The organism is Flavobacterium sp. CECT 9288 (assembly GCF_918731615.1).
Classification (GTDB): Bacteria; Bacteroidota; Bacteroidia; order Flavobacteriales; family Flavobacteriaceae; genus Flavobacterium.
Genome location: NZ_OU957226.1, coordinates 2,660,737 through 2,684,064 on the forward strand (window position 1 = coordinate 2,660,737; position 23,328 = coordinate 2,684,064).

Annotated in this window: 12 protein-coding genes; 2 read left to right on the top strand and 10 right to left on the bottom strand. The window is 34.6% G+C overall.

The features are described 5' to 3' along the window. Positions 1-427 precede the first annotated feature (427 nt). The 4 genes from LQ189_RS11740 to LQ189_RS11755 form a co-directional block, all read right to left on the bottom strand. The gene (locus LQ189_RS11740; protein ID WP_230157318.1) at positions 428-2,695 is read right to left on the bottom strand and encodes an aconitate hydratase; all 2,268 of its coding nucleotides are present in this window, start codon (positions 2,693-2,695) and stop codon (positions 428-430) included. Between the two features lie 121 nt (positions 2,696-2,816). Further along, the gene (locus LQ189_RS11745) at positions 2,817-5,588 is read right to left on the bottom strand and encodes a bifunctional aconitate hydratase 2/2-methylisocitrate dehydratase (protein WP_230157320.1); all 2,772 of its coding nucleotides are present in this window, start codon (positions 5,586-5,588) and stop codon (positions 2,817-2,819) included. A gap of 325 nt (positions 5,589-5,913) precedes the next feature. Continuing rightward, the gene (locus LQ189_RS11750) at positions 5,914-6,867 is read right to left on the bottom strand and encodes a MoxR family ATPase (RefSeq protein ID WP_230157322.1); all 954 of its coding nucleotides are present in this window, start codon (positions 6,865-6,867) and stop codon (positions 5,914-5,916) included. 105 nt (positions 6,868-6,972) lie between these two features. Next, a complete protein-coding gene (locus tag LQ189_RS11755; protein WP_370634851.1) occupies positions 6,973-8,382 on the bottom strand; it encodes a peptidylprolyl isomerase in 1,410 nt (469 codons plus the stop codon). Between the two features lie 680 nt (positions 8,383-9,062). On the opposite strand from LQ189_RS11755, the gene LQ189_RS11760 reads away from it, so the two are divergent. Both LQ189_RS11760 and LQ189_RS11765 read left to right on the top strand, forming a co-directional pair. Continuing rightward, positions 9,063-10,505: an alpha-amylase gene (locus tag LQ189_RS11760; RefSeq protein WP_086455398.1), complete on the top strand. Its 1,443-nt coding sequence runs from the start codon at positions 9,063-9,065 to the stop codon at positions 10,503-10,505. A 139-nt stretch (positions 10,506-10,644) separates the two neighbouring features. Next, positions 10,645-12,234: a peptide chain release factor 3 gene (locus tag LQ189_RS11765; protein ID WP_230158669.1), complete on the top strand. Its 1,590-nt coding sequence runs from the start codon at positions 10,645-10,647 to the stop codon at positions 12,232-12,234. A gap of 67 nt (positions 12,235-12,301) precedes the next feature. On the opposite strand, the gene LQ189_RS11770 is transcribed toward LQ189_RS11765, so the two are convergent. From LQ189_RS11770 to rpoB, 6 genes are all read right to left on the bottom strand, one after another. Further along, positions 12,302-13,153, bottom strand: a complete 852-nt coding sequence (locus LQ189_RS11770; protein WP_221917391.1) for an IS3 family transposase — start codon at positions 13,151-13,153, stop codon at positions 12,302-12,304. A gap of 14 nt (positions 13,154-13,167) precedes the next feature. Next, positions 13,168-13,596, bottom strand: coding sequence for a hypothetical protein (locus tag LQ189_RS11775; protein WP_230153925.1), 429 nt, complete (start codon positions 13,594-13,596; stop codon positions 13,168-13,170). Between the two features lie 94 nt (positions 13,597-13,690). Continuing rightward, on the bottom strand, positions 13,691-14,044 hold the full coding sequence (locus tag LQ189_RS11780; RefSeq protein ID WP_230157332.1) for a hypothetical protein: 354 nt from the start codon (positions 14,042-14,044) through the stop codon (positions 13,691-13,693). A 263-nt stretch (positions 14,045-14,307) separates the two neighbouring features. Further along, entirely contained in the window at positions 14,308-14,613 is a 306-nt protein-coding gene (locus tag LQ189_RS11785) for a DUF3467 domain-containing protein (RefSeq protein WP_086455114.1), read from the bottom strand. 81 nt (positions 14,614-14,694) lie between these two features. Further along, positions 14,695-19,008, bottom strand: a complete 4,314-nt coding sequence (rpoC, locus tag LQ189_RS11790) for a DNA-directed RNA polymerase subunit beta' (RefSeq protein WP_230157334.1) — start codon at positions 19,006-19,008, stop codon at positions 14,695-14,697. 301 nt (positions 19,009-19,309) lie between these two features. Continuing rightward, a complete protein-coding gene (gene rpoB / locus LQ189_RS11795; RefSeq protein ID WP_086455275.1) occupies positions 19,310-23,122 on the bottom strand; it encodes a DNA-directed RNA polymerase subunit beta in 3,813 nt (1,270 codons plus the stop codon). Positions 23,123-23,328: the final 206 nt, after the last annotated feature.

A 23,328-nucleotide genomic window follows, 5' to 3' on the forward strand; every position in this document is an offset into this window, starting at 1 on the left:
CTTTAAAAACATAGAGAGCGTGATTTGGTTCTCAGTTAATTGATTAAAAAAATGATATATAACTTTTCATTTCTAAACAATATAAAAATGCAACTACCTTAATCTCTTTGTCTGAAAGAGTTTTTCCAATCTAAATATTAGCGATTGGGATTAGGATTGCATTAAATTCAAAAATTCCTGAAAATGAATTAAATTTTTATTTAATCATTTCAAAAAAGCTAATTTAATTGATTTAGTCAAAAAACACACCCTTTTTTAGAACTTTAACGTTGAAAAAATCCATTTTAACGAATTCTTTAGAAAAATTAAACGAACTAGCTTACTTGATATTTATTACTATTCTTACTTCTTAAGTCAACTCAAGTAATTTATATCACAAAAAAACTCTCAAAATAGCTTTGAGAGTTTTAAAAGATATAAAATCTGTTTATAAATTACTTGCTGCAGCAATTAAATTTAAAGCTGATCCTGCCTCAAACCAACCTATTTGACTTTCATTATAAGTATGATTTGCAAGAATTCGATCACTACTACCATCTGAGTGAACAAACTCTAGTGTGAGTGGTTTTGCAGGTGCAAATGATATTAAGTCAAGAAAATTAATAGTATCGTCTTCTTGAATTTTATCATAATCATTTTCATTTGTAAAAGTCAAAGCCAGCATACCTTGTTTTTTTAAATTCGTTTCATGTATGCGTGCAAACGATTTAACAAGTACGGCTTTCACCCCTAAAAATCGAGGCTCCATAGCGGCATGTTCACGTGAAGAACCTTCTCCATAATTGTGATCTCCCACAACTATTGACGGAATTCCAGCTGCTTTGTAAGCCCTTGCCACCGCAGGAACAGCGTCATATTCACCTGTTACTTGATTTTTTACAGCGTTCGTTTTTTGAGTAAACGCGCTAACGGCACCAATCAACATATTGTTAGAAATGTTATCTAAATGACCTCTAAAACGTAACCAAGGACCAGCCATTGATATGTGATCTGTAGTACACTTGCCAAAAGCCTTTATCAATAACTTTGCTCCTGTAATATTTTTTCGATCCCAGGCTTCAAATGGAGCTAAAAGTTGCAGCCTATCAGACGTTTCACTAACTAAAATTTGAACTCCAGAACCATCTTCAGCTGGTACTTGAAATCCATTATCTTCTACTGCAAAACCTTTTTGTGGCAGTTCATCTCCAAAAGGAGCCTTTAATTTCACCTCTTCACCTTTATCATTTATCAAGGTATCTGTAATCGGATTAAAATCCAAACGTCCCGAAATAGCCAGAGCCGCAACCATTTCTGGGGAAGTTACAAAAGCATGGGTGTTAGGATTTCCATCGGCTCTTTTCGAAAAGTTTCGATTGAACGAATGCACAATGGTATTTTTTTCTTCTTTATCCGCTCCTGCTCTATCCCATTGCCCGATGCACGGTCCGCAAGCATTGGTAAATACTTTGGTTCCCATTTTTTCGAAAGTGGCAATAATTCCATCTCTTTCAATCGTATATCTAATTTGTTCTGATCCTGGATTGATTCCGAATTCTGCTTTTGGAGTAATACCATGTGCTACCGCTTGGTTTACAATCGATGCCGCTCGTGCCATATCTTCATAAGAGGAGTTGGTACAAGACCCTATCAAACCCCATTCTACTTTAATTGGCCAACCATTTGCAGCCGCTTCTGCTTTCATTTGAGAAACTGGTGTTCCTCTATCTGGCGTAAAAGGTCCATTAATATGTGGTTCTAATTCAGAAAGATTAATTTCAATTACTTGGTCGAAATAAGTTTCAGGATCTGCATAAACCTCAGGATCTGCGGTTAAATATGCTGCTACATGGTCTGCTGCATCTACCACATCTTGTCTGCCCGTTGCCGCTAAATACCTGCGCATGGATTCATCATAACCAAATGTAGATGTTGTTGCTCCAATCTCAGCACCCATGTTGCAAATAGTTCCTTTACCTGTACATGACATTGAAGTTGCTCCTTCTCCAAAATATTCAACAATAGCTCCTGTGCCTCCTTTTACAGTCAGGATATCAGCTACTTTTAAAATAACGTCTTTTGGAGCAGTCCATCCAGATAACTTACCCGTTAATTTAACTCCAATTAATTTAGGAAATTTCAATTCCCAAGACATTCCAGACATCACATCAACAGCATCAGCTCCACCAACACCAATGGCGAGCATTCCCAAACCACCCGCATTAACGGTATGTGAATCAGTACCAATCATCAGACCTCCTGGGAAAGCATAATTTTCTAAAACGATTTGATGAATAATTCCTGAACCTGGTTTCCAGAACCCGATTCCGTATTTATTGGAAACTGAGGAAAGGAAATCAAAAACTTCTTTGGATTGTGTATTGGCTACAGCCAAATCGGATTTAGCTCCATTTTTTGCCAAAATTAAGTGATCACAATGAACTGTTGTGGGTACAGCTACCGTCTTTTTACCCGCATGCATAAACTGCAATAAGGCCATTTGTGCTGTAGCATCTTGGCATGCAACTCTATCTGGTGCAAAATCAACATAATCAACACCACGAGTAAAAGCTTGGTTAGGCATGCCTTCCCAAAGGTGATTGTACAAAATTTTCTCGCTTAATGTAAGCGGTCTACCTACAACTTTTCGTGCTGCATCAACACGATGTACCATGTTGCTATACACTCTTTTTATCATTTCTATATCAAAGGCCATAATTTCATTTTAAATGTTACTAAACTTATTTACAATTTACGAAAAATTAGGACAGCTATTACACAAAAAAAAGCTCGAGTACCTAAACTCGAGCTTTTTACAAAAAATTTAACGTATCTCTTTATAAAACGGATTGCTTATTTGAAGGAGCAAACTTGGTTAAATTGATACCTTTAACTGCTATTTTATATTCTTCAATAGTAGGAGTTCTTCCTAAAATAGTAGACAATACAACAACTGGAGTAGAAGAAAGTAATGATTCTCCTTTTTTCTCAGCTGTATCTTCTACTACACGACCTTGGAACAAACGAGTAGATGTTGCCATAACCGTATCTCCTTTTGAAGCTTTTTCTTGGTTCCCCATACATAAGTTACAACCTGGACGCTCTAAATACAACATGTTTTCATATTCTGTACGTGCAGCACCTTTTGGAGCGTTATCATCAAACTCGAAACCAGAATATCTTTGTAAAACTTCCCAATCTCCTTCTGCTTTTAATTCATCAACAATGTTGTACGTAGGTGGCGCTACTACTAATGGCGCTTTAAATTCTACTTTACCAGTTTGTTCCTCTACGTTTTTAAGCATTTGCGCTAAGATTTTCATATCACCTTTATGCACCATACAAGAACCGATGAATCCTAAATCTACTTTTTTATCCCCACCATAGAATGAAAGTGGACGAATGGTATCGTGAGTATATCTTTTAGAAACATCTTTGTTATTTACATCTGGATCAGCAATCATTGGCTCATTAATCACGTCCAAATCAATTTCAACCTCAGCATAATATTTTGCATTCGCATCTGGAGTTAAAGCTGGTTTATCACCTGATTTAATCTCAGCAATTCTCTTGTTTGCTTTGTTGATTAAGCCTTGAAGAACTTGCGTTTTGTTATCCATTCCTTTATCAATCATGATCTGGATTCTTCCTTTTGCAATTTCCAAAGATTCAATTAATGTATCATCTTCTGAAATACAAATCGAAGCTTTGGCTTTCATTTCAGCAGTCCAATCTGTAAATGTAAAGGCTTGATCGGCTGTAAGCGTTCCTAAATGCACTTCAATAATTCTTCCTTGGAAAACATTTTCTCCTCCAAATTTTTGTAACATTTGCGCTTGAGTAGCATGAACCACATCACGGAAATCCATGTAAGTTGCCATTTGGCCTTTGAAAGTTACTTTTACAGATTCAGGAATTGGCATAGAAGCTTCTCCTGTTGCAAGAGCTAAAGCAACTGTACCTGAATCGGCACCAAATGCTACTCCTTTTGACATTCGTGTATGTGAATCACCACCAATAATGATAGCCCAATCGTCAATTACTATATCGTTAAGAACTTTATGAATTACGTCAGTCATAGCATGGTATTGACCTTTTGGGTCACGTGCAGTAATCAAACCAAAATCGTTCATGAATTTCATCAATTTTGGAATGTTAGCTTGCGCCTTTTTATCCCAAACTGAAGCAGTATGACAACCTGATTGGTAAGCACCATCAACTATTGGCGAAATCACTGTTGCTGCCATAGACTCTAATTCTTGAGCCGTCATTAATCCCGTTGTATCTTGAGAACCAACGATATTTACTTCAACACGAACATCAGAACCAGCGTGTAATGCTTTTTTAGAAATAGTCCCTACAGCATTTCTGTTAAAGATTTTCTCAACAGCAGTAAGACCTTGTCCTTCAATTGAAACTTCTTTTGAAGGCGCATACACTAAAGGCGCTTCAATTCCTAACGTTTTTGCTGCAAAAGTTTGAAGTTTTTTACCAAAAACAATCGCATAAGAACCACCTGCTTTGATGAATTCCATTTTCTGAGGCGTGAAAGCTTTAGAAATATCAATTAATTCGTTGTCTCCGTTGTATAATTTTTTTGTTTTTGTATTGATGGTAAGCACTGTTCCAGTAGCTACAGAATATACTTCTTCTAAAACTGGATCACCACTTTCATTACGAACCACTTCTCCATTAGCGTCTGTCTTTTTTACCCAGTTTTTCAAATCTAAACCAATACCACCAGTTACATCAACTGTAGTTAAGAAAATTGGAGAAATTCCGTTTGTACCGGCAACAATTGGCATAAAATTTACAAATGGCACATATGGACTTGCTTGTTTACCTGTCCAAAGCGCTACGTTATTTACACCTGACATACGAGATGAACCAACTCCCATTGTACCTCTTTCTGCAATTAACATTACAGATTTATCTGGATGTTGTGCTTGCAAGGCTTTGATTTCATCTTGTGCTTGAGGTGTAATCATACATTTACCGTGCAATTCACGATCTGAACGTGAGTGTGCTTGGTTACCTGGAGAAAGTAAATCTGTTGAAATATCTCCTTCACCTGCGATAAACGTTACTACTTTAATTTCTTCAGCTACTTCTGGAAGTTTTGTAAAGAATTCTGCTTGAGCATAACTTTCTAAAATTTCTCTAGCTACTTCATTATTACTTTCAAATGCAGCTTTCAAACGATCCATATCGGCATCGTAAAGATACACTTGAGTTTTAAGAACTTTAGCAGCATCTTTAGCAATTGCAACATCATTTCCTAAAGCTAAATCTAATAACACTTCAATTGAAGGACCACCTTTCATGTGAGATAATAATTCAAAAGCAAAAGCAGGAGTAATTTCATTTACCACTTCTTCTCCAAGAATAATTTCTTTTAAAAATTTTGCTTTTTCAGTAGCAGCACTTGTAGTTCCTGGTAAGGTATTGTAGATAAAAAACTTAAGAGAATCTGCTCTATTTGCGTTATTTGTATCTTTAATTTGTGCTACGATTTCGATTAGCAATTCTGCTGAATCAATTGGTTTTGGGTGAAGACCTTGAACTTTACGCTCTTCAATCTCAATAATGTAATCGTTATAAGTACTCATAAGTGTGATATATTAAGTCTAATTGCACTAAAAATTTAATGCAGAATTGAGACATAAGAATTAAATGTTATTTTGTTTAGCAAATTTAAGAATTAAAGCTGAGATTTAAAAAAATTTAATAGAAGTCCCGTTTTTAAAAATTATTATTCCTAAAACCATATAAAAAATCATATTCAATGCAGATAATTCAAAATTTTAATGAAATTTTATTTATTTGGTATTTAAAAAAGCCGTTTTTAGCAATCCTTGAATTTGGACCCAAATAAAAAAAGGTTCATTGTTGCTTTTACAACAAAGAACCTTTCTAAATAAGCCAACTACAACGTTATAATAGCTTCTCGATAATCATTTCTTCAGTTATTCCTTCGGCATCTGCTTTATAATTTTTAATGATTCGGTGTCTCAAAATTCCGGTTGCCACGGCTTGAACATCTTCTATGTCTGGAGAAAATTTTCCATTAAAAGCAGCATTGGCTTTGGCAGCCAAAATCAAATTTTGAGAGGCTCTGGGTCCTGCTCCCCAATCTAAATAATTTTTCACAAATTCATTTGACAAGGAATTATCTGGACGCGTTTTACTCACCAAGCGCACCGCATATTCTATAACATTGTCCGCAACTGGAATTCTGCGAATCAATTCTTGAAAATCAATAATCTCTTGTGCAGTAAATAGTGAATTTACAACTACTTTCTCATTAGATGTAGTTTGCTTTACCACTTGCACTTCCTCTTTAAAACTTGGATACTCAAGTTTTATAGCAAACATAAAACGATCCAGTTGCGCTTCGGGCAAAGGATAGGTACCTTCCTGCTCAATTGGGTTTTGAGTTGCCAAAACAAAATAGGGCAAATTCAATTTGTAATTATTCCCAGCAATTGTAACAGATCTTTCTTGCATAGCCTCAAGCAAAGCTGCTTGCGTTTTAGGAGGTGTTCGGTTAATCTCATCTGCTAGAACAATATTCGAAAAAATAGGTCCTTTTATGAATTTGAATTGTCTGCTTTCATCTAAAATTTCACTTCCTAAAATATCCGATGGCATTAAATCTGGAGTAAATTGGATTCTCTTAAACTCAAGCCCTAAAGCCTGAGCCAGCGTATTCACCATAAGTGTTTTTGCTAATCCAGGAACACCCACTAATAAAGCATGTCCACCTGAAAAAATACAAAGTAATATTTGATCGACAACAGCATCTTGTCCTACAATAATTTTTGCGATTTCTTTTTTTAATTCATTTCGTTTTTGAACTAAATTATGTATTGCTGCAACATCTGACATGTATATATTTTTTAAATTAAAAAAGAGCTAGTTAATGCAAGCATAAAACTAACTCTTTTTATTTATTTACAGAAATTTTTTAAGTTTTAAACCCTAAAAATAAGTCTATTTTTTTAACCAATTGTTCGTGAATTTACAATCTCTATATTCCCCCTGAATCTTGATGTAGGTCTCTTTGATTTTTTCATCAAACCATTTTCCTATTTCAGTGATTCGTTTTTGTTTTAACGCTAAGTCTTTAATTTTGATGTAATCCTTAGCATAATCTGCTGTATGCTCATCAATTCTATTGGTAACCGTAATAATTTTATAACTTTTTTTACCTTCTTCACTTTGATCTAAAATAGGTGCAGAAACTTCATTTTCTTTTAAATTTGAAACTTGGCTGTAAAAAGAAGGATCCATTTTAGTCAACTCAAAACGAGTATCTTGTGTTTGTGGATTGATTAAAGCACCGCCATTTGCTCTTGTTTCTTTTTCATCAGATAAAGTTCTTGCAGCTTCCGCAAAAGTGATGTCCTTTTCCTCTATTCTTTTTTTAATTAAAGTTATCAATTCTTTAGCTTCCTTCAAAGACTGCTCTGTTACAGTAGGAGACAATAATATATGACGAATCTCTCTCTCCTGTCCTTTAATTTTTTCTACTAGAATAATGTGGTACCCAAAAACCGTTTCGAATGGAGCTGACACTTCTCCTTCTTCTAAACTGAATGCCACTTCTTTAAACTCTTTTACAAATGGAGTTGACCGATTCATTTTATAATACCCTCCAGTTGACTTAGAAGCTGGATCTTGCGTATACAAAACTGCCTTTGTTGAAAAACTAGCCCCTTCCTCTACTTCTTTTTTAAACCCATTGAGTTTGTCAATGACTTTTTGTTTGTCTTCTGCAGAAACTTTTGGCATAACCACAATTTGTGCTACTTCAAGTTCTACACCAAAAAATGGCAAATCAGCCGCTGGTATTTGTTTAAAATAATTTCGAACCTCTTCTGGAGTAATTTCTACAGCATCAATAATCTTTTTTTGCATTTCCGAAGTAAGTTTTCCTTCCTTTAAGATATCAGCAAAATAAGTTCTAAATTCTTCCTCAGAATCTTTTTTATAATATTGAACCACTTTTTCCATAGACCCAATTTTGTCTACCATGTAATTCAATCGTTCTTCCATCATACCTTTAACCTCAGCATCGGTCACAATAATACTATCCTGAACTGCTTGATGCGCATATAACTTGTCCTCTAGCAGTTTCCCTAGCATTTGACAACGATCATATTCCGAAGCATTACCTCCGCCAGCTTGAATTTCTAAATACGTTTTATCTATATCTGAGTCTAAGATGATATAATCCCCTACGGTTGCTACAACACCATCAACTTTCTGCTTACCAGTTGACTTTACTTTTTTTACAGGGGCAATTACGGAATCCTTAATAATTTCTTGTGCGTTCACAACTACACTCATAAACATTAAAAACAAAACAGTAAGTGTAATTCTATTATTATTGGACTTCATTGGTATTGAATTTATTGGCATTAATTTAATTTGTATTTAAATAGGTTCTTTTAAAACAAAGTCATCAAATAGAAACTATTTTACGCTATTTCTAATTGGAGGATAACATTCTAAAGTTGAAATATTTACTTTAAAAACGTCATCTAGTTGTCTTATATTTTTAAAAACGAACAAAAATAACAATTCAATTACATTATACAAGTATACCTACTACTATTAACAAAAAATTATAGCGCAAGTAATCTCTAATATTTTAAAGAAATTTATTAAAGTTCAAACCTTGTGACATAAATTCCCTCTCACGATATCTTATATATTCTTTAAAAATCCTCTAAATAAAAACATTGAAAATGTTTTTTCTGCTTTATTTTCGAAATTCTTGCTTACAATTAAATCTTAAAATTCTCATTTTTTAACTTTTAAACTGCAAAGTTGTAAACACTACATCGTTTTCGGAGTGAATATAAATTTAACTAATTATCATCGCTCTAAATAATAATTAAATTAGCTATTATTATCAATTTAAGAAAATAAAACATAATAAAATTAAAAAACCGCTTATTTATTACCATAAAATTTAGATATAAATAATAAATACAGTTTTCTTAATCTATAAGTTTCTTTCTCAAAGAATGATAACAGTGACCCAATTCTAACTAAAACGATTAACCAAAATTATTATGAAAAAACACGTATTAAAAACCTGTGCCATCGCATCGCTTTTTTTAAGTTTAAACGCTTGTTCCACATCAGACGAATTGCAAAAAGATGCCATAGAACAAGCATCTCAGTTTAAAATCATTCAAGTTACTAAACATGACGGAAAACCTTTTAGCACTGGGAAACAAACTAACATCCCTTCTGGAAGATATGTTTCAAATCCGGGTGGAGGCGTCATGATGCAAGCTTTTTACTGGGATGTACCTGCCGGCGGAACATGGTGGAATGTAGTAAACTCAAAAATTACGGCTTGGTCAAACGCTGGTATTGGCTCAATCTGGCTACCTCCTGTATCAAAAGCCCAAAATGGACCATTCTCTATGGGATATGACCCTACTGACTATTTTGATTTTGGTAATTTTAATCAAAACGGAACTGTTGAAACACGTTTTGGCTCTAAAACCGAATTAGAAAGTTTGATTACAAAAGTACACGCCGAAAACATGCAAGTATATGCTGACATGGTCCTCAATCATAATAGTGGCGGTCAATTAGAAAACAATCCTTTCACAGGAACACAAACCTACACTAACTTTACGGGTGTTGCATCAGGGAAATTTAAACGAACAAGCGCTGACTTTTACAAAAACGCTTTTGGGAATAATGACGAAGGTATTTTTGGTGGTTTTCCAGATCTTGCTCACGTAGCTCCTAATGTACAAGATTGGCTTTGGAAAAGAGCAGATGGTGTGGGTAAATTTTATAAAAACACCATGAAATTTGACGGCTGGAGATTTGATTACGTAAAAGGTTTTGGTGCTTGGGTCGTTAAAGATTGGAATGCTAATGTTGGCGGATTTTCTGTAGGTGAACTATGGGATTCTAATGTAAATTTACTTAATGACTGGGCAAATAACGCAAATAGCTCTGTTTTTGACTTTGCTTGCTACTATAAAATGAATGATGCTTTTGATGGCAATAATCTAAATGTTTTGAATGATGATATGATGTGGAAAAGAAATCCGTACAAAGCGGTTACTTTTGTTGCGAATCATGATACTGATGAAATTTGGAAAAAGGAATTGGCTTACGCCTACATTTTAACGCATGAAGGATATCCAACTATTTTTTACCGCGATTATGAAGAGTGGCTAAATAAAACCAAATTGAATAATCTAATTTGGATTCACAACAACAAAGCAACCGGAAACACTTCTATTTTATACACAGATAATGATGAATACATAGCGAGAAGAAACGGCTATAATGGCAATCCAGGATTAGTCGTTTACATCAACAACTCTTCAAACTGGCAAGAGCGCTGGATACAAACTAACTGGTCTAATGCACAAATAAAAGATTTTACAGGCAACTCTGGCTGGTACCCAACAACTCAAGCTGACAAATGGGTAAAAATACAATGTCCTCCTAATGGATATTCTGTTTGGTCCATCAACATGTAATAATTTTTCTTTAAGGCTGTCTTTTTTAGGCAGCCTCTTTTATTTGGAAACGTTTACACAATACGAAAATACCTTTTAAACAGATCAAATTTTCAAATAGCGTATATAAATAGTACTTTTGCAAACTATTGATATACATATGGGCTTTTTAGAAGAAATACAACGCAGAAGAACTTTCGGGATTATCTCACATCCTGATGCTGGAAAAACGACATTGACTGAAAAATTACTTCTTTTTGGAGGAGCAATTCAAGAAGCAGGTGCCGTAAAAAATAATAAAATAAAGAAAGGGGCAACGAGTGACTTTATGGAAATTGAACGCCAAAGAGGGATTTCTGTATCTACCTCTGTACTTGCATTTAATTACCAAGACAAGAAAATAAACATACTTGATACACCTGGACATAAGGATTTTGCTGAAGACACTTTTAGAACTTTAACAGCAGTTGATAGTGTAATTGTGGTAATTGACGTGGCTAAAGGTGTAGAGGAACAAACTGAGAAGCTTGTAGCAGTTTGTAGAATGCGCAAAATTCCAATTATTGTATTTATAAATAAATTAGATAGAGAAGGAAAAGATGCTTTCGACTTAATGGACGAAGTAGAACAAAAACTTGGACTTACTGTAACACCTTTGAGTTTCCCTATTGGGATGGGATATGACTTTCAAGGAATTTATAATCTTTGGGAACAAAATATCAATTTATTTAGTGGAGATAGTAGAAAAAACATCGAAGAAACTATTGCTTTCTCAGATGTACAAAGTCCTGAGCTTGAAAAAATAATTGGTCAAAAACCAGCCGATAAACTTAGAGAAGAATTAGAGTTAATTGACGAAGTGTATCCAAAATTTGACAGACAAGATTATTTAGACGGAAAACTACAACCCGTTTTTTTTGGATCAGCATTAAACAATTTTGGTGTTAGAGAATTACTTGACTGCTTTGTAGAAATTGCACCTTCGCCAAGACCTAAAGACTCCGAAACAAGGATAGTTGATCCAGAAGAACAAAAAATGTCTGGTTTTGTATTTAAAATCCATGCCAATATGGATCCAAAACATCGAGACCGACTAGCATTTATTAAAATCGTGTCGGGTACTTTTGAAAGAAACAAACCGTATTATCACGTTCGCCAAAAGAAAAATTTAAAATTCTCTAGTCCTAACGCCTTTTTTGCTGAAAAAAAAGAAATTGTAGACATCTCTTATCCAGGAGATATTGTTGGACTTCATGACACAGGAAACTTTAAAATTGGTGATACACTGACCGAAGGAGAATTAATGAGCTTTAAAGGAATTCCAAGTTTTTCGCCTGAACACTTTAGATACATCAATAACGCTGACCCTATGAAAGCCAAACAGCTGGACAAAGGAATTGATCAGTTAATGGATGAAGGAGTAGCGCAATTGTTTACACTAGAAATGAATAACAGAAAAATCATTGGAACAGTGGGTGCATTACAATATGAGGTAATTCAATACCGTTTGGAACATGAATATGGAGCCAAATGCACGTATGAAAATTTTCCTGTTCACAAAGCCTGCTGGGTTAAACCAAATGATCCAAAAAGTGAAGAATTTAAAGAGTTCAGAAGGATCAAACAAAAATTCTTAGCGCATGATAAATACGGACAATTGGTATTTCTAGCAGATTCTGATTTTACAATCCAAATGACGCAAAATAAATATCCAAATGTGAAATTATTTTTTACGTCAGAATTTGAATAGTTCCAATCTAAATAATGTCTAGTCCTGAAAAAGTGATACAGGATTAATAAAAAATAAAAGTACAATTTTAGACAGTAGCAAGCTCTGGTTTGCTACTGTTTTTTGTTTTATAGGTTCTCATTTTAATTTTGTTTTGGTGATGCATCTGATTTGGAGTAAGCATGTAATTAGAATAATGAGGTCTGATTTCATTATAGATATCAATAGCTTCTTTTACAATTTTTTGCATGATTTCTGCTTTTTGATTGTATTTGTCAATCCTAAATTCCTGTTTTAAAATACCATTGATCCTTTCTGCCACTGCATTTTCATAAGGGTCAGAGTTTTGTGTCATACTGCATAGAATTTTATTTTTATTAAGTTGCATTTGGTAGTCATTAGCACAATATTGAATCCCTCTGTCTGAATGATGTATCAATGGTAAGTTTTTGTTGTTTCTGTGTTTAAGAGCCATTTTAAAAGCCTTCAAACTGCTTTCTGTGTTCATGTTATCGGCAACATAATATCCCATAATCTTTTTAGAATAAGCATCTGTGACTAAGCTTAAATAGCAAGGATTATCTCTTTTTCCTATATAGGTTATATCAGAGACCCAAACTTGCTCTGGTCTGTTAATTTCTAAATCTAGAATTCGATTTTGATGTTTATTAAATCGATGATGTGAGTTAGTCGTTACATGATAACTTCGTTTAGGATGTATCAATAAATGATTGGCTCTGAGTATATCAAAGAACTTATCTCTTCCAATTTTCATTAATTGAAGTTTATCAAACAAAAGATAATATAGTTTTCGAGTACCTATTCTAGGCATTGTCTTCCTGATATTATTCACCATCAAAATCACTTCTTTGGCTTTGTTTTGTTTGGATGCTATTCTTCTAGTCTTTCGATAATAAACCTGTCTGTCTATCCCGAACAAATAACAGGTAAACGCTACTGTTTTTTGTTCTTTTGCTCTAAAGCGGGCGATTGTTCGGGTGCAGAGTTTTTTCGGATATCTATATGATATTCTTTCTCAGCTAAATCAATCATCATGTCAAACAAGATTGCTTTTTTATCTGCAACGTAAGCTTGTCGTTCTAAAAGAGCCTTTTGTTTTTCTAATAGCTTGACTTGGACTTCAAGTTCCATAATTTTTTGTTCGGGTGACTTTGCCATATTCAAAGGGGGTTGGTTTTCCCAATCAAAGTTACCAAATTTTCGTAACCAGCCCAGAACTGTAGCATGGCTTTGAATGCCATATTGTTTTCTAATTTGGGTAATTGATGAACTACCTTGCTCAACTTCTCTAACGATTTGAAGTTTTAAGGACATGCTGTAATCTCGCTGGGTGCGCTTTACATAATTCGTGTATTCTTCCATAACGATTGTTTTTGCGTATCGCTATTTCAGGACGGGACATAAATATCAAAAAAAACGCTAATCTTTCAATTAGCGTTTTTTTGTTTTTATATTTTTAAGCCACCATAACATCTGAATTAATTGCTTTTTTCAAGAAGGTTTTAATTAAAATTCTATTAGGAGCAGTACCTGATATGATAATTTGCTTTTTTGTAGTGGTCTCTTCAACAGAAGTATTTGTTTTTGTATCTTGCTTTGTACCCATAAACCAAAGAACAAAATTTACATTATTAGTAGTATTAGTTTTAGCAGCACTTTCATTTTTTGTAACAACACTTTCAACAGGATTGTTTTCAACTAGTGTAGATGAAGTTTGAGCTAAAGAAACATTTGAGAACAATACAAAAGCTAAAAACAAGAAACATTTCAATGCTAATTTATTGTAATCTATAGATCCGATATATTTCATAAATAATAATATTTTTTTTTCAGTGAGTAGATACTCAAATCCGAAACAAAAGTATATCATTTGTTTAGTCGTAAAAAACATTTTCGATAAAGCGCCATTATAGTCGATTAAAGCGCAAATTTAATATTAAAGTGTACAATATTAACATTTTAAACACATGGATTTCCTTTTAGTAATATCAATTTAACAACTTAAAATTCAAATCAATTTACATGATTATACCCTAAAAAAAAGCTCCAGTTAAATACTGGAGCTTTAGAAATTTATGCTTGACCGGCTGGGCCAAAGTTGAGCGGTATGGGCAACTGTTCCGTGTCTTTGATTTCGCCATGGGCAATTTCAAATCGATGAATGTTTTCCCCAATAGCCTTTAATAATCTTTTAGCGTGCTGTGGCGTCAAGACAATTCTTGACTTCACCTTCGCTTTTGGAATTCCAGGCATAATACTAACAAAATCTAAAACAAATTCTGAAGAAGAATGGTTGATAATTGCTAAATTAGAATAAATTCCTTCAGCAGTTACTTCATCTAGTTCTATATTAATTTGCTCTTGTTGTTGATCTTTCATATTTTTAGTATTTAGTGTTTAGTACATTAGTCCTCAGTGATTAAACTCTATGAAAATCACTAAGGACTAGGCACTAAAACCTTAATAGATATACTCCTCTTTATTAGCCATCATATCATTGTAATCATCTTTTGAACCTACAATTGTGTGATCGTACTCTCTCATACCTGTACCGGCTGGGATTCTGTGACCTACAATTACATTTTCTTTCAATCCTTCTAAGTAATCAATTTTACCTGCAACTGCAGCTTCATTTAATACTTTAGTAGTTTCCTGGAACGATGCCGCAGAGATGAATGATTTAGTTTGTAACGACGCTCTTGTAATACCCTGTAATACTGGTGTTGCTGTTGCAGTTACCACATCACGAGCTACTACTAGATTTTTATCTGTACGTTTCAATAAAGAGTTTTCGTCACGCAACTCACGAGGCGTAATGATTTGTCCTTCTTTTAATACAGCTGAATCTCCAGCATCTTCTACGACTTTCATACCGTATAACTTATCGTTTTGAACGATGAAATCTTTAGTATGAATCAATTGATCTTCTAAGAATAAAGTATCACCTGGATCTTGTACTCTTACCTTACGCATCATTTGACGAATAACAACCTCGAAATGTTTGTCGTTAATTTTTACACCTTGTAAACGGTATACTTCTTGAATTTCATTTACCAAGTACTGTTGTACAGCAGCTGGACCTTGAATTCTTAAAATATCATCTGGAGTAATTGCTCCGTCAGACAATGGTACACCTGCTCTTACGAAGTCATTTTCTTGAACAAGAATTTGACTTGATAATTTAACTAGGTATTTACGAACATCTCCGAATTTAGATTCGATAACAATTTCGCGGTTACCTCTTTTGATTTTTCCAAAAGAAACTACACCATCAATTTCAGAAACTACAGCTGGATTAGATGGATTACGAGCTTCTAACAACTCTGTAATTCTTGGTAAACCTCCGGTAATATCTCCTGATTTAGAAGAACGACGTGGAATTTTTACCAATACTTTACCTGCTTTAATTTTCTCACCGTTTTCAACCATCAAGTGGGCTCCAACTGGTAAGTTGTAAGAACGAATTAATTCTCCATCTTTACCGTAAACCAATAATGTTGGAATTAATTTTTTAGCTCTTGATTCAGAAATTACTTTTTCTTGGAAACCAGTTTGCTCATCGATCTCAACCATGAACGATTGTCCTTGCTCTAAATCTTCGTAAGCAATTTTACCAGTAAACTCAGAAACAATAACTCCGTTATATGGATCCCATTTACAAATCACATCCCCTTTTGCAACAGATTGACCATCTGCAACAAAAATACTAGAACCGTAAGGAATGTTATTGGTACTTAATAAAATACCTGTTCTTTCGTCAATTAACTTTAATTCTGTAGAACGAGAAACAACGATATCAACTGAATTTCCTTCGCTATCTTCACCTTTAACAGTTTTAAGATCTTCGATTTCAAGTTTACCAGCAAATTTAGTGATGATACTTGATTCTTCAGATATACCACCCGCAACCCCTCCAACGTGGAAAGTACGTAATGTCAACTGTGTTCCTGGTTCTCCAATAGATTGTGCTGCAATTACACCAACTGCTTCACCTCTTTGTGTCATTTTACCAGTTGCTAGGTTACGACCGTAGCACTTAGCACAAATTCCTTTTAGAGCCTCACATGTCAATGGAGAACGAACTTCAACTTTCTCGATAGGAGAAGCATCTATAACTTTCATAATCGCTTCGGTGATTTGCTCACCTGAACGAACTATTACCTCACTTGTCAAAGGATTTATTAAATCTTGTAAAACTACACGTCCTAAGATTCTCTCTCCTAATGATTCTACAATTTCTTCGTTCTTTTTCAATGCTGAAACTTCAACACCTCTTAAAGTACCACAATCATCGATGTTTACAATTACGTCTTGTGAAACGTCATGTAATCTACGAGTCAAGTATCCAGCATCGGCTGTCTTAAGAGCGGTATCCGCAAGACCTTTACGAGCACCGTGAGTAGAGATAAAGTACTCAAGAATCGAAAGACCTTCTTTAAAGTTAGAAAGAATTGGGTTTTCAATAATTTCACCACCACCAGCAGTAGATTTTTTAGGCTTAGCCATCAAACCACGCATACCAGTTAACTGACGAATTTGTTCCTTAGAACCCCTCGCTCCAGAGTCAAGCATCATGTAAACAGAGTTAAATCCTTGCTGATCTTCTCTAATGTTTTTCATTGCTAACTCCGTTAACTGCGCATTAGCAGAAGTCCAAACATCAATAACTTGGTTGTAACGTTCGTTATTGGTAATAAGACCCATGTTATAATTTGCAGAAATACCTTGAACTTGCTCTCTTGCATCAGCAATTAACTGAGGCTTTTGATCTGGAATTCTAATATCTCCTAATGAGAATGATAAACCACCTTTGAAGGCAAATTTATATCCCATATCTTTCATATTGTCCAAGAAAGCAGCAGTTGTAGGAACATCTGTACAGCTTAAAACGTGTCCAATAATATCTCTTAAGTTTTTCTTTGTCAATACGTCATTGATATAACCAGCTGCTTCAGGAACAACCTCGTTAAACAATACACGTCCAGCAGTAGTTTGAATAACTTTGTATACTAATTCACCTGCTTCGTTAAAATCTTTTGCTCTAATTTTAACACGAGCATTCAACTCTACTCTACCTTCATTCAAAGCGATATTTACCTCTTCTGCAGAATAAAAAGTAATTCCTTCACCTAAAATTTTCATTTCAGGAGTTGACAAACGTTCTTTGGTCATATAATATAGACCCAAGACCATATCCTGAGATGGTACCGTAATTGGAGCACCATTTGCAGGGTTCAAGATGTTGTGCGAACCTAACATTAATAACTGAGCCTCTAAGATAGCCTCTGGTCCTAATGGTAAGTGTACCGCCATTTGATCCCCATCAAAATCCGCATTAAATGCCGTACAAACTAAAGGGTGCAATTGGATTGCTTTTCCTTCAATTAATTTTGGTTGGAATGCTTGAATACCTAGTCTGTGCAAAGTAGGAGCACGGTTTAGCAAGATTGGGTGACCTTTGATTACATTTTCAAGGATATCCCAAACTACAGGCTCTTTTTTATCAATTATTTTTTTAGCAGATTTAACTGTTTTTACAATTCCTCTTTCGATTAATTTACGAATCACAAAAGGTTTGTACAATTCAGCTGCCATATCCTTAGGAATACCGCACTCTGATAATTTTAATTCAGGTCCAACAACAATTACCGAACGAGCAGAATAATCCACACGTTTACCCAATAAGTTTTGACGGAAACGACCTTGCTTACCTTTTAACGAGTCAGAAAGTGATTTCAATGGTCTGTTTGATTCGGTTTTAACAGCAGATGCTTTACGCGTGTTGTCAAATAATGAATCTACAGATTCTTGCAACATACGTTTCTCGTTTCTCAAGATAACTTCTGGAGCTTTGATTTCCATTAATCTTTTCAAACGGTTGTTACGGATGATTACACGACGGTATAAATCATTTAAATCTGAAGTTGCAAAACGACCTCCATCAAGTGGCACAAGCGGACGCAATTCTGGTGGAATAACTGGTACCACTTTCATAATCATCCACTCAGGACGGTTTTCGCGGTTTAAGTTAGACTCACGGAAAGATTCAACTACTTGTAATCTTTTTAAAGCTTCAGTTTTACGTTGTTTAGATGTTTCATTGTTAGCGCTATGTCTTAATGAGTAAGACAATGCATCAAGATCAATTCTTGCTAACAAATCCATAATACACTCTGCTCCCATTTTGGCAACAAATTTATTAGGATCAAAATCATCTAAATATTGGTTGTCTGCAGGAAGTGTATCTAAAATATTCAAATACTCTTCTTCGGTTAAGAAATCTAATCTTTGTAATGATTCCCCATCAGGATTTTTAGCAATACCCGCTTGGATTACTACGTATCTTTCGTAGTAAATAATCATATCTAATTTCTTAGATGGAAGACCAAGTATATAACCAATTTTGTTTGGTAAAGAACGGAAATACCAGATGTGAGCAATTGGCACAACCAAATTGATGTGACCTACTCTATCTCTACGTACTTTTTTCTCAGTAACTTCTACACCACAACGATCACAGATAATCCCTTTGTAACGTATTCTTTTATATTTACCACAAGCACATTCAAAATCCTTTACAGGTCCGAAAATTCTTTCGCAAAATAATCCGTCACGCTCTGGTTTGTGCGTTCTGTAGTTGATTGTTTCCGGTTTTAAAACCTCTCCTCTTGATTCTTTCAAGATAGATTCAGGTGATGCAAGACCGATTGAGATTTTATTAAACCTTTTTACAGGGTTTTTATCTTTATTGTTGTTATTTCTATTATTCATCATAGTTTTTACTATTGATTTATTTGCAATTAAAAAATTGATTTGATTTTAGTCTAAAGTCAAATGTCATAAAGTTTTAAAGTCACGAATGACTATTTACTTTTGACTTTCAAACTTTTGACTTAAACACTACCTCGGGTTACTTCTCTAAACTTCAAACCTCTTTATTTTGAAGTGCTAATTATAAAAATCTAAGAGTTTTTATAAAAAATCGGAACGGGTTACGGGTCTAAATCCTAAAAACTTATATAAAAGCCAAAGTAGAGATGCGATTAATCGCATCTCTACAGTTGACAAAATTTATTTATTCTTCTAAACGAATATCAAGTCCAAGACCTTTCAATTCATGCATCAATACATTGAATGATTCAGGTAATCCTGGTTCTGGCATAGACTCTCCTTTAACGATTGCCTCGTACGTTTTAGCTCTACCAATTACGTCGTCAGATTTCACTGTCAAGATTTCACGAAGTGTACTAGAAGCTCCATAAGCCTCAAGTGCCCAAACCTCCATCTCTCCAAAACGTTGACCTCCAAATTGAGCTTTACCTCCAAGTGGTTGTTGAGTGATTAAAGAGTACGGCCCGATAGAACGTGCGTGCATCTTGTCATCAACCATGTGACCTAATTTCAACATATAGATAACACCTACAGTTGCAGCTTGGTGGAAACGCTCTCCAGTACCACCATCATACAAATGCGTATGACCAAAACGAGGTACTCCAGCTTCATCAGTTAAAGCATTGATTTCGTCTAAAGATGCTCCATCAAAAATTGGTGTAGCAAATTTTCTACCCAAGTTCATACCAGCCCATCCTAATACCGTTTCATAAATCTGACCAATGTTCATACGAGAAGGTACCCCAAGTGGGTTCAACACGATATCAACTGGTGTTCCATCTTCAAGGAAAGGCATATCTTCATGACGCACGATACGAGCAACAATACCTTTGTTACCGTGACGACCCGCCATTTTATCACCCACTTTTAACTTACGTTTTTTCGCGATGTATACTTTAGCTAATTTCAAAATTCCTGCTGGCAATTCATCTCCAACAGTAATCGTGAATTTCTCTCTACGTAATGCACCTTGTAAGTCGTTCAATTTAATTTTATAGTTATGAATTAAATCATTAACCATAGTATTAGTAGCATCATCAGCTACCCATTGACCTTTACTTAAGTGAGCAAAATCCTCTACTGCATAAAGCATTTTTTGAGTATATTTTTTACCTTTTGGTAAAACTTCTTCACCCAAATCATTCATTACACCTTGAGATGTTTTTCCGTTAACGATCAAGAAAAGTTTTTCAACTAATTTGTCTTTCAATTCAACAAATTTCACTTCAAACTCCATTTCAAGTGCACCTAAAGCATCCTTGTCTTGTGTACGTTTACGCTTATCTTTTACCGCTCTTGCAAACAATTTCTTGTCTAAAACAACACCATGTAAAGAAGGAGAAGCTTTCAAAGAAGCATCTTTAACATCACCTGCTTTGTCCCCGAAGATTGCACGAAGCAATTTCTCTTCCGGCGTAGGATCTGATTCTCCTTTTGGAGTAATCTTTCCGATAAGAATGTCACCAGGTTTTACCTCGGCACCAATTCTAATCATACCGTTTTCATCCAAATCTTTAGTAGCTTCTTCAGAAACGTTAGGAATATCATTCGTTAATTCTTCGTTACCTAATTTAGTATCTCTAACCTCTAATGAATAATCATCAACGTGGATAGAAGTAAAAATATCGTCACGAACTACTTTTTCAGAAATTACAATCGCATCCTCAAAATTGTAACCTTTCCAAGGCATAAACGCCACTTTCAAGTTACGTCCAAGAGCTAACTCTCCATTTTGAGTTGCGTAACCTTCCGATAGTACTTGACCAGCAACAACTCTATCCCCTTTTCTTACGATAGGTTTAAGGTTGATACTTGTACCTTGGTTGGTTTTTCTAAATTTAATTAAATTATATGTTTTTTCATCTGGTTCAAAACTAACCATTCTTTCTTCCTCAGAACGATCGTATTTGATAGTGATTATATTAGCATCAACGTACTCAATAACTCCATCACCTTCAGCATTTATCAACACTCTAGAATCAGAAGCAACTTGACGCTCTAAACCTGTACCTACAATTGGAGCTTCAGGACGAATCAAAGGAACCGCCTGACGCATCATGTTAGATCCCATCAAGGCTCTGTTCGCATCATCATGTTCCAAGAAAGGAATCAAAGATGCAGAAATTGATGCAATCTGGTTAGGCGCAACGTCAGTATAATCAACTTTTGAAGGCTCAATTACTGGGAAATCACCTTCTTGACGAGCAATAACATCCTCAGCAGTAATTTTACCAGCAGCATCCATTTGAATGTTTGCTTGTGCAATCAACATACCTTCTTCTTCTTCAGCACTTAAGTAAACTGGAGTAGACTCTAAATCTACAACTCCGTTAGTTACTTTACGGTAAGGTGTTTCAATGAAACCCATTCCGTTTACTTTAGCATAAACACCAAGAGATGAAATCAAACCAATGTTTGGTCCCTCTGGAGTTTCAATTGGACATAAACGTCCGTAATGCGTATAGTGAACGTCACGTACCTCAAAACCAGCTCTCTCTCTCGAAAGTCCACCTGGTCCTAGTGCAGATAATCTTCTCTTGTGCGTAATCTCTGCTAATGGATTTGTTTGATCCATAAACTGAGACAACTGGTTTGTTCCAAAGAAAGAGTTGATTACAGATGATAATGTTTTAGCATTAATCAAATCTATCGGTGTAAACACCTCATTATCTCTAACGTTCATTCTCTCACGAATGGTTCTAGCCATACGAGCTAAACCAACACCAAATTGTTGAGACAATTGCTCTCCAACTGTTCTTACACGACGATTAGATAAGTGATCAATATCATCAATCTCAGCTTTTGAGTTGATTAATTCAATCAAATATTTAACAATAGTGATGATATCCTCTTTGGTCAAGACTTGCTTTTCCATTGGGGTATCTAAACCTAATTTTTTATTAATTCTATAACGACCTACTTCACCTAAGTTATAACGTTGATCAGAGAAAAATAATTTATCAATGATACCACGAGCGGTTTCCTCATCAGGCGGTTCAGCGTTACGTAATTGTCTGTAGATATGCTCAACAGCCTCTTTTTCAGAGTTTGTTGGGTCTTTTTGTAAGGTATTATGAATGATCGCATAATCACCTTGATTTGCATCTTCTTTGTGTAACAAAATAGATTTAACGTTAGAATCAATGATCTCTTCTACATTATCTTTATCGATAATTGTATCTCTATCAAGGATTATTTCGTTACGTTCGATAGAAACTACCTCACCAGTATCTTCATCAACAAAATCTTCATGCCATGTATTCAATACACGTGCCGCTAATTTTCTACCGATATATTTTTTAAGACCTGTTTTCGAAACCTTAATTTCTTCAGCAAGATCAAAAATTTCAAGAATATCCTTATCTCTTTCAAAACCAATAGCTCTGAATAAAGTTGTTACAGGAAGTTTTTTCTTTCTATCAATATAAGCATACATTACACTATTGATATCTGTAGAAAATTCAATCCAAGAACCTTTAAACGGAATTACTCTCGCAGAATACAATTTTGTCCCATTGGCATGGAATGATTGACCAAAGAAAACTCCAGGCGAACGATGTAATTGAGATACAACTACACGCTCAGCACCATTGATTACAAAAGTACCACTTGGTGTCATATAAGGAATTGTTCCTAAATAAACATCTTGAACAATCGTTTCAAAATCTTCGTGTTCTGGGTCGGTACAATATAGTTTTAACCTAGCTTTTAAAGGTACACTATAGGTAAGACCTCTTTCTATACATTCTTGAATTGTATAACGTGGTGGGTCTACAAAGTAATCAAGGAATTCTAATACGAAATTATTTCTCGTATCAGTAATTGGAAAATTCTCCATGAAGGTATTGTAAAGCCCTTCGTCACCTCTTTCGTCTGATTTAGTTTCTAATTGAAAAAAATCTTTAAACGATTTAACCTGAACATCTAGAAAATCTGGATAATCAGGAATGTTTTTAGTTGAGGCAAAATTCAATCTTTCAGTCTGATTTGTTAGCATCAATGAACAAAATTTTGATTAAAAAGTAATTTTATTATACAAATAACAAGCTATTTGTATGATTATTTCACATGCATTACATCTTTTAAAAATTAATTAAGGATAACTACTTTCTTATTATCTATTAATTTTTTTTCATCGTAATGGGTAAAATATATTTCGATAAATAAAAAAAGCATCTAAAAACACTAGATTTTAATTATACG

Bases quoted from the DNA above. Each gene is read 5' to 3' on its own strand.
- LQ189_RS11740 (WP_230157318.1), bottom strand. From the start codon at position 2,695: ATGGCCTTTGATATAGAAATGATAAAAAGAGTGTATAGCAACATGGTA.
- LQ189_RS11745 (WP_230157320.1), bottom strand. From the start codon at position 5,588: ATGAGTACTTATAACGATTACATTATTGAGATTGAAGAGCGTAAAGTT.
- LQ189_RS11750 (WP_230157322.1), bottom strand. From the start codon at position 6,867: ATGTCAGATGTTGCAGCAATACATAATTTAGTTCAAAAACGAAATGAA.
- LQ189_RS11755 (WP_370634851.1), bottom strand. From the start codon at position 8,382: ATGAAGTCCAATAATAATAGAATTACACTTACTGTTTTGTTTTTAATG.
- LQ189_RS11760 (WP_086455398.1), top strand. From the start codon at position 9,063: ATGAAAAAACACGTATTAAAAACCTGTGCCATCGCATCGCTTTTTTTA.
- LQ189_RS11765 (WP_230158669.1), top strand. From the start codon at position 10,645: ATGGGCTTTTTAGAAGAAATACAACGCAGAAGAACTTTCGGGATTATC.
- LQ189_RS11775 (WP_230153925.1), bottom strand. From the start codon at position 13,596: ATGGAAGAATACACGAATTATGTAAAGCGCACCCAGCGAGATTACAGC.
- LQ189_RS11780 (WP_230157332.1), bottom strand. From the start codon at position 14,044: ATGAAATATATCGGATCTATAGATTACAATAAATTAGCATTGAAATGT.
- LQ189_RS11785 (WP_086455114.1), bottom strand. From the start codon at position 14,613: ATGAAAGATCAACAACAAGAGCAAATTAATATAGAACTAGATGAAGTA.
- rpoC (WP_230157334.1), bottom strand. From the start codon at position 19,008: ATGATGAATAATAGAAATAACAACAATAAAGATAAAAACCCTGTAAAA.
- rpoB (WP_086455275.1), bottom strand. From the start codon at position 23,122: ATGCTAACAAATCAGACTGAAAGATTGAATTTTGCCTCAACTAAAAAC.